General features: G+C 69.1%; 12 protein-coding genes and 1 pseudogene. 3 read left to right on the top strand and 10 right to left on the bottom strand.

Annotated features, from left to right (window positions below; genetic code table 11):
* Positions 1-103 precede the first annotated feature (103 nt).
* The 8 genes and pseudogenes from hslU to CEK69_RS02365 all read right to left on the bottom strand — a co-directional run bounded on the left by hslU (position 104) and on the right by CEK69_RS02365 (position 8480).
* Positions 104-1468, bottom strand: coding sequence for an ATP-dependent protease ATPase subunit HslU (gene hslU / locus CEK69_RS02405; protein ID WP_017912058.1), 1365 nt, complete (start codon positions 1466-1468; stop codon positions 104-106).
* A gap of 113 nt (positions 1469-1581) precedes the next feature.
* On the bottom strand, positions 1582-2133 hold the full coding sequence (hslV, locus tag CEK69_RS02400; RefSeq protein WP_010341232.1) for an ATP-dependent protease subunit HslV: 552 nt from the start codon (positions 2131-2133) through the stop codon (positions 1582-1584).
* 367 nt (positions 2134-2500) lie between these two features.
* Positions 2501-3361, bottom strand: a pseudogene (gene xerC / locus CEK69_RS02390) (tyrosine recombinase XerC); the annotation flags it as partial.
* A 125-nt stretch (positions 3362-3486) separates the two neighbouring features.
* Positions 3487-4152 (bottom strand): DUF484 family protein, encoded by a 666-nt coding sequence (locus tag CEK69_RS02385; RefSeq protein WP_152243595.1) that lies wholly within the window; start codon positions 4150-4152, stop codon positions 3487-3489.
* A complete protein-coding gene (gene dapF, locus CEK69_RS02380; RefSeq protein ID WP_152243593.1) occupies positions 4149-5006 on the bottom strand; it encodes a diaminopimelate epimerase in 858 nt (285 codons plus the stop codon). Before dapF ends, CEK69_RS02385 begins: the two co-directional genes overlap by 4 nt.
* Positions 4999-5250, bottom strand: a complete 252-nt coding sequence (locus tag CEK69_RS02375; protein WP_017914634.1) for a lipoprotein — start codon at positions 5248-5250, stop codon at positions 4999-5001. The genes dapF and CEK69_RS02375 overlap by 8 nt, the downstream gene beginning before the upstream one ends.
* Positions 5251-5311: 61 nt before the next feature.
* Positions 5312-5692: a YbaN family protein gene (locus CEK69_RS02370; protein WP_017910007.1), complete on the bottom strand. Its 381-nt coding sequence runs from the start codon at positions 5690-5692 to the stop codon at positions 5312-5314.
* 697 nt (positions 5693-6389) lie between these two features.
* Positions 6390-8480 (bottom strand): S9 family peptidase, encoded by a 2091-nt coding sequence (locus tag CEK69_RS02365; RefSeq protein ID WP_193313866.1) that lies wholly within the window; start codon positions 8478-8480, stop codon positions 6390-6392.
* Between the two features lie 457 nt (positions 8481-8937).
* On the opposite strand from CEK69_RS02365, the gene CEK69_RS02360 reads away from it, so the two are divergent.
* Both CEK69_RS02360 and CEK69_RS02355 read left to right on the top strand, forming a co-directional pair.
* Positions 8938-10149: a pyridoxal phosphate-dependent aminotransferase gene (locus CEK69_RS02360; RefSeq protein ID WP_152243589.1), complete on the top strand. Its 1212-nt coding sequence runs from the start codon at positions 8938-8940 to the stop codon at positions 10147-10149.
* Between the two features lie 38 nt (positions 10150-10187).
* Positions 10188-10670: a GNAT family N-acetyltransferase gene (locus CEK69_RS02355; RefSeq protein WP_226975009.1), complete on the top strand. Its 483-nt coding sequence runs from the start codon at positions 10188-10190 to the stop codon at positions 10668-10670.
* Positions 10671-10827: 157 nt separating this feature from the next.
* On the opposite strand, the gene CEK69_RS02350 is transcribed toward CEK69_RS02355, so the two are convergent.
* Positions 10828-12933: a prolyl oligopeptidase family serine peptidase gene (locus CEK69_RS02350; protein WP_152243585.1), complete on the bottom strand. Its 2106-nt coding sequence runs from the start codon at positions 12931-12933 to the stop codon at positions 10828-10830.
* A gap of 67 nt (positions 12934-13000) precedes the next feature.
* Positions 13001-13300, bottom strand: coding sequence for a hypothetical protein (locus CEK69_RS02345; RefSeq protein ID WP_017912049.1), 300 nt, complete (start codon positions 13298-13300; stop codon positions 13001-13003).
* A 167-nt stretch (positions 13301-13467) separates the two neighbouring features.
* On the opposite strand from CEK69_RS02345, the gene CEK69_RS02340 reads away from it, so the two are divergent.
* Positions 13468-14013 (top strand): lipocalin family protein, encoded by a 546-nt coding sequence (locus CEK69_RS02340; RefSeq protein WP_223875579.1) that lies wholly within the window; start codon positions 13468-13470, stop codon positions 14011-14013.
* Positions 14014-14077: the final 64 nt, after the last annotated feature.

Here is a 14077-nt window from a genome sequence, read left to right as displayed (position 1 = left end):
ACGGCTTCCGAGGCCAGATCGTCCGCCTACGCAGTTCGTCGTGGTTGCATGACAGTTGACTCCCACAAAGGGGAACGCATCGCGGGCGTGCGTCGACCCGGAATTACAGGATGTACCGGCTCAGATCCGGGTCCTGCACCAGCTCGCCCAGGTGCGCATCGACATAGGCCGCGTCCACGGTGACGCTCTGCCCATCGCGGTCCGGGGCTTCGTAGCTCAGCGTGTCGAGCAGGCGCTCGAGCACGGTGTGCAGGCGCCGCGCGCCGATGTTCTCCTGGCGCTCGTTGACCAGGAACGCGATCTCCGCCAGGCGCGCGATGGCGTCGTCGGTGAAGCGCAGGCTCACGCCCTCGGTCAGCAACAGCGCTTCGTACTGCTTGGTCAGCGCCGCTTTCGGCTCGGTGAGGATGCGGATGAAGTCATCCTTCGACAGCGCCGACAGCTCTACCCGGATCGGGAAACGGCCCTGCAGCTCCGGGATCAGGTCGCTGGGCTTGGCGAGATGGAACGCGCCGGAGGCGATGAACAGGATATGGTCGGTCTTGACCGTGCCGTACTTGGTGCTGACGTTGGAGCCTTCCACCAGTGGCAGCAGATCGCGCTGCACGCCTTCGCGCGACACGTCGCCGCCGGTGGCGCCGGCCTCGCTGCGCTTGGCCACCTTGTCGATCTCGTCGATGAACACGATGCCGTGCTGTTCGCAGGCCTCGATCGCCGCGGCGCGCACATCGTCCTCGTTGACCAGCTTGCCGGCCTCTTCCTCGATCAGCAGCGGCCGCGCGGCCTTGATGGTCAGCTTGCGCGACTGCGACTTGCCGCCGCCCAGGTTGGAGAACATCTGCCGCAACTGCTGGCCCATTTCCTCCATGCCCGGCGGGGTCATGATGTCCATGCTGACGTTGACCGCGACATCCAGTTCGATCTCGCGCTCGTCCAGTTCGCCGGCACGCAGCATGCGCCGGAACTTGCTGCGGGTGTCGCTGTCCTGCGCCGAGGGCTCGTTGCGTGCGGCTTCCGGATCGAAGCCGATGCCGGCGCTGCGCCGCGGCAGCAGCGCATCGAGGATGCGGTCTTCGGCGCGCTCCTCGGCCTGCGTGCGCACGCGGGTCTTGGCCTGCTCGCGGTACAGCTTGACCGCGGTATCGGCCAGGTCGCGCACGATCTGCTCCACGTCCTTGCCGACGTAGCCGACCTCGGTGAAGCGGGTCGCCTCGACCTTGACGAACGGCGCATTGGCCAGCGTCGCCAGGCGCCGCGCGATCTCGGTCTTGCCGACGCCGGTGGGGCCGATCATCAGGATGTTCTTCGGCATCACTTCGTTGCGCAGCGCATCGGGCAACTGCATGCGCCGCCAGCGGTTGCGCAGCGCGATCGCCACCGCGCGCTTGGCCTCGTGCTGGCCGACGATGTGGCGGTCCAGCTCCTGCACGATCTCGCGCGGGGTCATGGTGCTATGGGTATCGGTCATGGTCGGGAAATCGAAGAGGGAATCGGGAATGGAGAATCGGGAATGGGAAAGCAGGCCTCATCGGTGACGGAGACGGGAACCGCTGTTGCGATTCCCCAGTCCCCATTCCCGATTCACAGCTCTTCCACCACCACGTTGCGATTGGTGTAGATGCAGATGTCGCCGGCGATGTTCAGCGCTTCGACGGCGATGGTGCGCGCGTCCAGCGTGGTGTGGCCGAGCAGCGCGCGCGCCGCCGACAGGGCGTAGGAGCCGCCGGAGCCGATGGCGATGATGCCGTCCTCCGGTTCGATCACATCGCCGGTGCCGCTGATGATCAGCGAGGTTTCCTTGTCGGCGACCGCCAGCAGCGCCTCGAGCTTGCCGAGGCGGCGCTCGGTGCGCCAATCCTTGGCCAGTTCCACCGCGGCGCGGGTCAGCTGGCCGTGCTTCTCCAACTTGGCCTCGAACAGTTCGAACAGGGTGAACGCATCGGCGGCGGCGCCGGCGAAGCCGGCCAGCACCTGGCCCTCGCGGCCGAGCCGGCGCACCTTGCGCGCATTGCCCTTCATCACGGTGTGGCCCAGGGTCACCTGGCCATCGCCGGCCACGGCGACGCGACCATCGCGGCGCACCGACAGAATCGTGGTGGCGTGGAAAACATTGGGGTTCTGACTGGGATCCATGCGGCCTCCGGAGCGATGACTCAGGTGTGGGGGCTGGCGGCGCGCGGTTCAAGCGTCGCCGAGCCGGGCATGCGCCGGCCGTGCCGGATCCGGCAGCGATGTCCCACGCGACGTACCAGTCCTCGCCCTGGGTTTCGATCGGATGCAGGGTGCGCCCGGCGCCGTTGCCGCAGGCCAGGTCGTGTGCCGCGCAATCGCGTCGCAGCCCCAGCACAGCCGTTCGGGGCGGCGCGGCGCCAGCGGAAAGGGGTTGGCCATCGGTGAGCCCTCGCAACGTGGGAGGACAGTGTCCTCCCGCCTTTGCCGACTCGCCTTGATCCAGAACAAGCGCGGGTGCGATGGCAACCGTGCGGTCGCGATGCAGCGCTCAGGACTTGCGCTTGGCCCGCGGGTGCGATGCGTCGTAGACCTTGGCCAGGTGCTGGAAGTCCAGATGCGTGTAGATCTGCGTGGTGGCGATGTCGGCATGACCGAGCAGTTCCTGCACGCCGCGCAGGTCGCCGGAGGATTCCAGGATGTGGCTGGCGAAACTGTGCCGCAGCATGTGCGGATGCACGTGCTTGAACAGGCCCTGGCGCCCGGCCAGTTGCTTGATCCGGATCTGTACCGCGCGCGCACCGATCGGCGCCCCGCCGCGGCCCGGGAACACCGGCGCGGCGGCCTCACCCCGGCTTTCCTCGCGCCACGCCAGCAACGCGGCGCGCGCGTGCGAGCCGACCGGCACCAGCCGCTGCTTGTTGCCCTTGCCAAGCACGCTGACCATGCCGGCGACGAAATCCAGATCGCGCCAGCGCAGCGCGCACAGTTCGCTCAGGCGCAGGCCGGAGGAATAGAACAGCTCCAGCAGCGCGCGGTCGCGCAGGCCCAGCGGCGCATCGGTCGGCACTTCGACCAGGCGCACCGCCTCGTCGGCGTCGAGCACCTGCGGCAGTTTGCGCGGCGCCTTCGGCGCGCGCAGTGCCGCGGCCGGGCTGGTGGCGATGTGGCCGTGCTTGAGCAGCCACGCATAGAAGCTGCGGCACGCCGACAACCGCCGCTGCAGGCTCTTGGGCGACAGCCCGCGGCGGTGCTCGGCGGCGATGAAATTGCGCAGTTGCGCGGCATCCAGCGCGGCCGGTTCGCCAAGCAGGTTGGCGGCCGCCCACGCCTCCAGCGCCGCCAGGTCGCGCCGGTACGCGTCCAGGGTATGCGCGGACATGCGCCGCTCGACCTGCAGGTAGGCGAGGAACCGGGACGCGGGAGACGTGGCCTCGCTCGCGGCGACAGCAGTGCCCTGCCCGGCCTGATGATCGGCAGCGCCGGTTCCGGCGCTGTCCCGGGTCCCGGGTCCCGGATCCCGAGTCCCGGCCCCACTCATCGCTGCAACGCCACCGCCAGCGCTTCGCCCATCATGCGCAGGAACAAGGTGCCCATGCCGGGATAGAACCGGTTCGGGTCGCGGCTGCCGACCGCGATCAGGCCCAGGCCGGGCAGCGGCAGCAGCGCGGTGGATTGCACTTCGTCCACGCGCTCGCCGTACAGCAGCGCCTGCTTTTCCGGTTGCAGGCGGCCGCAGATCGGCTCGCCGTCCTTCAGGCAATCGCGGAACGGCGCCAGCCGCGGATCGTCGGCCGCCAGCACCTGCAGCCACGGCGCCTGCTCCAGGCCGGGCAAAGGCTGCAGCAGCACGATGCTGACCAGGTCGCCCTGGAAATCCTCCTGCAGCGACGCGGCCATCGCGCGCACGCTGTCGGCGGCGCTGTGCTGACGCATCAACGCCAGGGTCAACTGATGGGTGCGCACCGCCAGCCGCTCGTTGACCTGCGCGTTGGCGGCCAGGTCGGCCAGCCGCCGCGACAGTTCGCGGTTCTTGTCGCGCAGCACTTCCAGCTGGTAGCTGGCCAGCGACGCGGTGGGACCGTCGTCGCGCGGTACCACCAGGGTCAGCGCCAGATCGGGAAACTGTTTGAGGAAGCCGGGATGGCGCCGCAGCCACGCCGCCACCTCGTGCGCACCGAGCTTGTCCTGGCTTTCGCTCATCGGATCCATTCTCCATCGAAGACGAACGTCGCCGGCCCGGACATCACCACCGGTGCGGTGTCTTCCGGCCATTGCACGCGCAGTTCGCCGCCCGGCAGGCTGACGCGCACGTCGCGCTCCACCCGGCCGCGCTGCATCATCACCGCGGCCGCCGCGCAGGCGCCGCTGCCGCAGGCCAGGGTCTCGCCGACGCCGCGCTCGTACACGCGCAGGCGCAGGTGGCCGCGGTCGATCACCTGCACGAAGCCGACGTTGACCGAATCCGGGAACGAGGCGTGCTGCTGCAGCAACGGACCCAGGCGTTCCACCGGCGCCGCATCGACCAGGCCCACTTCCAGCACCGCGTGCGGGTTGCCCATCGACACCGCGCCGAAGCGCACGCTGCCACCCTGCAGCGGCAGCACGTATTCGTCGCGCGCACGCGGGAAGCCGACCAGCGGCACGTCCTCCGGGGCGAAGCGCGGCACGCCCATCGCCACGGCGAATTCGCCGGTGGCGCTGCGGGTGATGTGGTGACTGCCGGCGGGGCTCTCGATGACGAAATCGTCCGCGGCCGGCGCACTGCCGTCGCGCACCAGCCAGGCCGCGACGCAGCGCGCGCCGTTGCCGCATTGCCCGGCGGCGCTGCCGTCGGTGTTCCAGATGCGGTAGCTGGCCACGGCCGCGGCATCGCGCGGCGCCTCGATGGTCAGGATCTGATCGCAACCGACGCCGAAGTGGCGGTCGGCCAGGCGCACCGCCAGTGCGGCGTCCGGCGGCGGGGTGCCGTCGCGCAGGTCGAGCACCACGAAATCGTTGCCCGCGCCCTGCATCTTGCTGAAACGCAGGCGCGCGTCGTGACGGGCCTCACTCATTCCCATTGGTGGGCATGGTGGTGTCGTTGGCCGGCGGGCGCTGCCCGTCCACCGGCTGCGCCTGCCCGGCGGGATCGGTGGTCGCCGGCGGCGTCGCATCCGGCGCGGGCGTGGCGGGCGCGGCTTCCACCGGCACCGGCTTCTGCGGCATCACCAGCGGGCCCTTGTTGCCGCAGCCGGCCAGGGCCAGCAACGCAGCGGCGGAGAGAACGAGACGGATCGGAGAAGAGGACGATGTGCTCATGCGCCGAGTATAGCCACACCGGCATGAACCGGCTGTGCCGCAGTCGCGTGACGCGGCGCGCTCACGCGCGCGGCGGTTCCGGCCGCCACCACAACCATAGCGCCACCGCGCTCATGCAGCCGATCGCCAGCACCTGCACCCACAGCCGGTGCACGAACAGCAGCAGCACCAGCGCGCACGCGGCCATGGTCAGCGTCGCCATCCACTTGCCGCGGCGGCTGACCGCGCCATGCCGTTCCCAGTCGCGGATGCTGCGGCCGAAACGCGGATCGCGCAGCAGACGCCGGCGCAGCCGCGGCGAACCGCGCGCGGCGGCGTAAGCGGCGATCAGCACGAACACCGTGGTCGGCAAGCCCGGCACGAAGATGCCGACGATGCCGGTCGCCAGGCTGGCATAGGCCAGCAGCCACCAGGCCCAGCGGAAACGGGAGTGCGTGCGCATGGCGGCATGATAAGCCTGCGCTGGCGCGGGCAGGTGGCGACCACCCGCCGACGCAACCGAGGTAGCCGTGCGGCAGCGGCTGTGGGAGCCGCTTCGGCCGCGATGGAAGAAGCCAGCGGTGCGTCCGACTCTTTGCAGTCGGGACCGAAGTCCCTCCCACAAGGCATTGCCAAGCCGTCAGCGCTGCTGCATGGCATGGCGCATCAGCCCATCGACCCTTCAGGTCCGACTCGGCCGCCATGCTCACTGTGGGAGCGGCTTCAGCCGCGACGCGTGAAGCCACTGGTGCGTCTGATCTCACAGCAGTCGGGACTGAAGTCCCTCCCACAAGGAGTGACCAGACCATCAGCACCGCTGACGGCCCTCGCATAGGACACCAGCGACCCGCCCACCGTGGGAGCGGCTTCGGCCGCGATGAGCGAAGCCTTCGGCTTGTCCGACCTTGGCGCAGTCGGGACCGAAGTCCCTCCCACAAGGCATTGCCAAGCCGTCAGCGCTGCTGCATGGCATGGCGCATCCGCCATCGACCTTTCAGGTCCGACTCGGCCGCCATGCTCACTGTGGGAGCGGCTTCAGCCGCGACGTGTGAAGCCACAGGCCATCCGCCATCCAACCAAACATCGGGATGGGCCGGCCTCACGCCAGCCGCCCCACCTGCGCATCGGCCAGCCCGCAGGCCGGCCGATGCGCGCGGCCCTCACTTGGCCGGCTGCTCCACGCCCAGCTGGTCCAGCATGAAGGCGTAGGACTCGGCCATTTCGCGGTAGCGACGGAAGCGGCCGGACTTGCCGCCGTGGCCGGCTTCCATGTTGACGCGGAACACGATCGGCTGGTTGCCGGTGTCGTTCTCGCGCAGCTTGGCCACCCACTTGGCCGGCTCCCAGTACTGCACCTGCGAATCCCACAGGCCGGTGCCGACGTACATCGCCGGGTAGGCCTGGCGGCTGACGTTGTCGTAGGGCGAGTAGCTGAGCATGTAGTCGTAGTACGCCTTCTGCTCCGGATTGCCCCACTCGTCGTACTCGTTGGTGGTCAGCGGGATGCTCGGGTCGAGCATGGTGGTGACCACGTCCACGAACGGCACCTGCGCCACCAGCACGCGGTAATCCTTGGGCGCCATGTTCGCCACCGCGCCCATCAGCAGGCCGCCGGCGCTGCCGCCGGCCGCGGCGACGCGATACGGGGCGGCGTAGCCCTGCTGCACCAGGCCGCGGGTGACGTCGATGAAGTCGGTGAAGGTGTTCTTCTTGTGCAGCAGCTTGCCCTGGTCGTACCAGTCGCGACCCATTTCCTGGCCGCCGCGGATGTGCGCGATGGCGTAGACCACGCCACGGTCGAGCAGGCTCACCACCGGCAGGTTGAACGCCGGATCGGTGGACATGCCGTAGCTGCCGTAGGCGTACTGGTACAGCGCGGCGCTGCCGTCCTTCTTGAAGCCCTTCTTGTAGACCAGCGACACCGGCACCTTGACCCCGTCGCGCGCGGTCACCCAGACGCGTTCGGTCTGGTACTTGCTGGCGTCGTAGCCGATCACCGGCTGCTGCTTGAGCAGCTTGCGCTCGCCGGTGCGGGTGTTGAGTTCGTAGGTGGTGGCCGGGGTGGTCAGCGAGGTGTAGCTGTAGCGCAGCCACGGCGTGTCCGGTTCGGCATTGATCGACAGGCCCATCGAATACGCCGGCTCGTCGGCCTTGACGTATTCCTCCTTGCCGTCGGCGAAGTGCAGGCGGATCCGCTCCAGACCGTCGGACCGCTCGGCGATGGCGGTGAAGCCGTCGAACAGCTCGAAGCCGTCGATGAACACCTTCTCGTCGTAGGGCAGCCAGCTCTGCCACTGGTCGCGCGAGGTGGCGCCGTCGGGCGCGGTCATCAGCGCGTAGTTCTTGGCCTTCCAGTTGGTGCGGATCACCCAGCGGCCGTCGAAATGATCGGCGTGGTACTCGACGTCGCGCTCGCGCGGCGCCAGCACGGTGAAGCGCTGCGGATCGGCGGCCGGCGCATAGCGCTGCTCGGAGGACACGGTGCTTTCGACGCCGATGACGATGTACTTGTCGTCGCGGGTGCGGCCCACGCCCATGTAGAAGCTGTCGTCCTTCTCCTCGTACACCAGCGCGTCCTGCGCGGCGGGCGTGCCGAGCACGTGCTTCTTGACCCGCACGGTCAGCAGCGTCTCCGGGTCGTTCTCGACGTAGAACAGGGTCTTGTTGTCGTCGGCCCAGACCACGTCCGGCGACACGCCGGGAATACGGTCGGCATAGACCTCGCCGGTGTCCAGGTTCTTGAAGCGCACCACGTACTGGCGACGGCCGACGTCGTCCTCGGTCCAGGCGAGAATGCGGTTGTCCTGACTGACCGCCGCGTCGCCGACGCTGAAATAGCCCTTGCCGGCGGCCATGGCGTTGACGTCGAGCAGAATCTCCTCCGGTGCCTCCATGCTGCCCTTGCGGCGCGCCTGGATCGGGTAGTCCTTGCCGCTCTCGTAGCGGGTGTAATACCAGTAGCCGCGCTCGCGGTACGGCACGCTGCTGTCGTCCTGCTTGATGCGGCCGACGATCTCCTCGTACAGCCGGTCTTCCAGCGGCTGCAGCGGCTTCAGCACCTGATCCGCGTAGGCGTTCTCGGCGTTGAGATAGGCCAGCATCTGCGGGTTCTTGCGCGCGTCGTCGCGCAGCCAGTAGTAGGCGTCCTGGCGAACGGCGCCGAACGGCGCCTTGACCGCGTGCGGCTGCTTGGCCGGATGCGGCGGGGTGGCCGCGGCGGCGGAGGCGGAGGAAGCGAAGGAGGCGGTCATGAGCAGGACGAGGCTCGCTAGCAAGGGGCGGTGAGGCATCTAATGGGGCTCCGGCGGCAGTAACGCAACGGGACGCGCCGCCTTGGCCGGGCGGCGGCAGCGGGCGGGCGCCGCGCAGTGCCGGCCGAGTCTCCCTGCAACGCTGCGCCGTGGCAAGCGTGCCGAGGCAGTGCAGCCTGCGACGCAGGGCAATCGGCGACCCGCGGCGCCGCGATGGCATCGCGGCGGGCAGCCGTGGCCAGCGAAGCCGAATGGCGCCGCATCGCACCGCATAAGATCGACCACCAGGAAAGCAACGCCAGATGCACGGGGGTGCACGGCCCCGACCCACGCCCGATTCGCCCAGGCCCAGCGCCCCTCTCGGGTCACGCCGCCACAGCCACCGCGCAATCTGCCGGACCTCGCCGACTGGACGCGGCTAACACGCTCGGGAACACGCTCCTCTATCATCGGCTGCATGGCTTCCCTTCCCGGCGACACCCTCAGCGCCTCGCCCGCCGCGTCCGGCTACAGCCAGCGCAGCCGCGAGATCGAACCCTTCCACGTCATGGCCTTGCTGGCCCGCGCCAACGAACTGGAACAGGCCGGCCACGACGTGATCCACCTGGAAATCGGCGAGCCGGACTTCACCACCGCTGCGCCGATCGTCGCCGCCGGCCAGGCCGCGCTGGCTGCCGGCCATACCCGCTACACCGCTGCGCGCGGCCTGCCGGCCCTGCGCCAGGCGCTGGCGGACTTCTACCGGCAGCGTCACGACGTCGACCTGGACCCGGCGCGCATCCTGATCACCCCCGGCGGCTCCGGCGCGCTGCTGCTGGCCAGCGCGCTGCTGGTCGATCCAGGTCGCCACTGGCTGATGGCCGATCCCGGCTACCCGTGCAACCGCCACTTTCTGCGCCTGGTCGAAGGTGCCGCGCAGTTGGTACCGGTCGGTCCGGACAGCCGCTACCAACTGACCCCGGAGCTGCTGCAGCGGCACTGGAACGCGGACAGCGTCGGCGCGCTGGTGGCATCGCCGGCCAATCCCACCGGCACCGTGCTGTCGCGCGCCGAACTGGCCGCGCTGTCGCAGACGCTGCACGCCCGCGGCGGGCACCTGGTGGTGGACGAGATCTACCACGGCCTCAGCTACGGCATCGACGCGCCCAGCGTGCTGGAAGTCGACGACGACGCCTACGTGCTCAACAGTTTTTCCAAGTACTTCGGCATGACCGGCTGGCGCCTCGGCTGGCTGGTGGCGCCGCGCGCGGCAGTGCCGTCGCTGGAGAAGCTGGCGCAGAACCTGTACATCAGCGCGCCCAGCATCGCCCAGCACGCGGCGCTGGCCTGCTTCCTGCCGGAAACGCTGCAGATCCTGGAAGCGCGCCGCGCCGAATTCGCGCAGCGCCGCGACTACCTGCTGCCAGCGCTGCGTGCGCTCGGCTTCCGCATCGACGTCGAACCGGAAGGCGCGTTCTACCTGTACGCCGACGTGTCGGATTTCACCGACGACGCACAGGCGTTCTGCGCGCACTTCCTGGAGACCGAGCACGTCGCGTTCACCCCAGGCGTGGATTTCGGTCGCCATCGCGCACGCCAGCACGTGCGCATCGCCTATACCCAGAGCCTGCCACGGCTGCAGGAGGCGGTGGCGCGGATCGCGCGTGGGCTGCGGCGCTGGGCGCGCTGAGGCGACCAGCGGCGGGGGAGACGCGAGTGAAGCCAGCCTTGCTCATCTATCGCGAAGCCATCGAATCCGATCTGGCTGCCATCTGCGCGCTCGGCGAGGAAGTGAACGCTGTCCACCATGACGCGTTTCCCCACATCTTCGCCGGCCCGGGCGATGCGGACCGCGACGTGGCGCACTGGAAGCGCAGCATCGGCCAGGACAATGCCACCACCCTCGTCGCCGAAGCGCAGGGCGTCCTCGTCGGTTTCGTCACGGTCGGCATGGTGTCGGAATCGCACTCACTGCTGCAGCCCATGCGCTTCGGCCGGGTAGGCAGCGTGGGCATCACCCAACGCCATCGCGGCCAGGGGATCGGCCCGGCGCTGATGCAGCGTGCGCACCAGTGGGTGGCGCTGCGCGGCGGTGTCGAAATGCGCCTGAATGTCTGGGCCTTCAACACCCACGCACTGCACGTTTACGAAGAACTGGGTTATGAAGCCCGTTCGCTGACCCTGGTCAAGTCGTTGGCCGACGGGGCCTGAGCACCCGCTGCGGCGGCGACCTGAGATCACCTTGAGAACGCGGACAATGCCGGCGCGATCGTGACGCGACGCATTGCGCGCAGGCTCAGCCGCTCATTGGATGGCGCGCCAGGCCAGGAGATGGTCCGCGCCCCAGCCGGGACGCGGACTACACCACTCACTTGGACAACCGCTCCCACAGGAAGCTGTACGCCAGCGCCTGCATGTGCGCCGCCTGCGCATTGTTGGCCGCGCCGCCATGACCGCCTTCGATGTTCTCGTAGTAGGTCACGTCCTTGCCGGCGTCGATCATCTTCGCCGCCATCTTCCGCGCATGACCCGGATGCACGCGGTCGTCGCGGGTGGAGGTCAGGAAGATCACCGGCGGATAGGTCTTCTTCGGATCGAACAGGTGATACGGCGAGAAGGTCTGGATGAACTTCCAGTCGTCGGTGTCCGGGTTGCCGTACTCGGCCATCCACGAGGCGCCGGCCAGCAGGTGGCTGTAGCGCTTCATGTCCAGCAGCGGCACCTGCACCACCACCGCGCCGAACAGCTGCGGGTACTGCATCAGCATGTTGCCGGCCATCAGCCCGCCGTTGCTGCCGCCCTGCACGCCCAGGTGCTTGGCCGAGGTGATCTTGCGCGCGACCAGGTCCTGCGCCACTGCCGCCATGTCCTCGTAGGCCTTGTGCCGGTTCTGCTTCAGCGCCGCCTGGTGCCAGCGCGGACCGTACTCGCCGCCGCCGCGGATGTTGGCCAGCGCGTACACGCCGCCCTGGTCGAGCCAGGCGCGGCCCAGGCTGCCGGAGTAGAACGGGGTCATCGAGATCTCGAAGCCACCGTAGGCGTACAGCAGGGTCGGCGCGCTGCCGTCGGCCTTGAGCTGCTTGGGCCGGACCAGGAAGTACGGCACCTTGGTGCCGTCCTTGGACACCGCGAAGTGCTGCTCGATCTCGTCCTTGGACGCGTCGAAGAAGCTCGGCATCGCCTTCAGCGTCTCGATGCTCTTCGGCCCGCGCTGCACGTCGGCCAGCATCAGCGTGGTCGGGGTCAGGAAGTCGGTGGAAGTCAGCCACACCTGGTCGTTCTCGTCGGCATCGACCGCATCGACGCTGGTGCTGCCGAAGGCCAGGTCGCCGACCGGGAACGCCGTGCGCGCCCACTCGCCCTCGCCCGGGGTCAGCACCCACAGCCGGCTCTTGACGTCGTCGAGCACGTTCAGCACCAACCGCGACTTGGTCCAGGCGAAGGACGCCAGCGACGCGGTCTCGGTGGGCGTGAACAGCACCTGGAAGTCGCGCTTGCCGGCCATGAAGTCGTCGAACCTGGTCGCCAGCAGCGCACCGGCCGGGTAGGTCGTGCCGCCCACCGTCCACGGATCGCGCAGCTCCAGGGTCAGCCACTGGCGGTGCACGCCCTTGTTGGCCGAATTGGGCACGTCGATCTTGGTCAGGCGGCCATCGGCGCCGCGCAGGTACATCTCGTCGTTGTAGAACGCCAGCGTGCGGCTGACGAAATCGCGCTCGTAGCCGGGCGTGTCGTCGTGCATCGCGGCGATGTACATGTCGTCCGGCTTGCCCTCGTAGACCAGCGTGGCGCTGGTCATCGGGGTGCCGCGCTTCCACTGCTTGACGATGCGCGGGTAGCCGGAGCTGGTCAGCGAGCCGGGGCCGAAGTCGGTGTACAGGTAGACGGTGTCGGCATCGATCCAGCTCAGCCCGCCCTTGGCCTCGGGACGGAAGAAGCCATCCTTGATCCACTGCTTGGTGCTCAGGTCGAACTCGCGGGTGACGTCGGCGTCGGCGCCGCCGCGCGACAGCGCGATCAGGCAGCGGCGGTACTCCGGGCGCAGGCAGTTGGCGCCATGCCACACCCAGTTCTCGCCCTCGGCCTTGTTCAGCGCGTCCAGGTCCAGCACCGTCTCCCACTTCGGCTCGGGCTTGCGGTACTCGTCCAGGGTGGTGCGGCGCCACAGGCCGCGCTCGTGGGCGCGGTCCTTCCACAGGTTGTAGTAGTACGGGCCGATCTTCTGCACGGCCGGGATCTTGGCGTCGGAATCCAGCACCTCGCGGATGCCGGCCTCGCGGGCCTTGAAGGTGGGGGTCTCGGCCAGCCGCGACTCGGTCTTGGCGTTCTGCGCCTTGACCCAGTCCAGCGCCTTGGTGCCGGTGACGTCTTCGAGCCAGGCGTAAGGGTCTTGGGGCATCGCGGTTTCCTTGGCCGCGGCGGTGCCGGCGGCGAGCAGGCCGGCGATCAGGCAGGCGTGTGCGAGTGAGGACATGTTCGGATCCGTGGAAGGACAGCGCCGCACCGTAGCACGCAGCATCGCCGCCCTCCCCTGCCGAAGGTCAGGCCGGGCGCGCGGTCCGCAGCGCCGGTCGGCGCCGCCGCGCCTGCGCCCGCGGGCGTGCCCGCCACTGTCCCCACAGGCGCCGCAACGGCGGCAGCGGGAAGCGGTGCAAGGCCCACCAGGCGCTCAGCGGCATGCCCAGCAACCACAGCGGCCGCCAGCCCAGCCACTCGCTGTGGCCGCGCGCGGCCGGCCACACCAGGACCAGGGCCAGCCCGGCCAGGATCGCCTGGCGCAGCAGGCGGCGCAGGCCCGGGTGCGGGACGTGGGTGCGCGGGGAGGACGGAACGATCGGCATGACGGCAGCTCCTGGAAGTCGAGGCGCGCAGGTTGCCGCCGCGACATCTCAGGGGCTGCGACGCACCATTGACATGGCGCACGCGCATACTTCACCGGCGTTCGCCCTTCGCCCCGGAATCTCCTATGCGCCTGCTCTCCCTGTTCGCTTCCGTGCTGCTGCTGGGCATGGCCGTCCCGTTGCCGACGGCCCGTGCCAAGGCGCCGGACCCGGAGCAGGAACCCGCGCAGCCGCCGATCGACCTGCAGCGCTTCATGGGCCGCTGGTACGTGATCGCCCACATCCCGTACTTCGCCGAGCGCGGCCACGTCGCCAGCAGCGACGAGTACACCCTCAAGGAAGACGGCAAGATCGCGGTGCGCTACGAGTACCGCAACGGCTTCGACGAGCCGGTCAAGGAGCTCAACTCGCGCGCCACCGTCAAGGAAGGCACCGGCAACCGCCGCTGGACCACCTGGTTCTTCAGAATGGTGCCCACCAAGTACCGCATCCTGGAAGTGGCGCCGGACTATTCCTGGGCGCTGATCGACTATCCGGGCCGCGATCTGGCCTGGGTGTTCGCGCGTTCGCCGAACATGAGCCACAAGCAGTACCGCGAACTGGTCGACAAGCTGGACCACCAGTACGGGGTCAACATCGACAAGCTCAAGCGCGTGGCGCAGCGCCGCGACCAGGTCGGCAAGCTCGGCTTCGAAGTGCCGAACAAGCCCTGAAGCAATTCCCGTCGCAGCCGGCTGCGACGCGGACGAGCCGATCCGCATTGCGCTGGGCTGGCGC

Origin of the sequence: Xanthomonas sp. LMG 12462 (assembly GCF_009192885.1) — a bacterium.
Lineage (GTDB): Bacteria > Pseudomonadota > Gammaproteobacteria > Xanthomonadales > Xanthomonadaceae > Xanthomonas_A > Xanthomonas_A sontii.
This window is presented reverse-complemented; position numbering and strand designations above follow the sequence as displayed.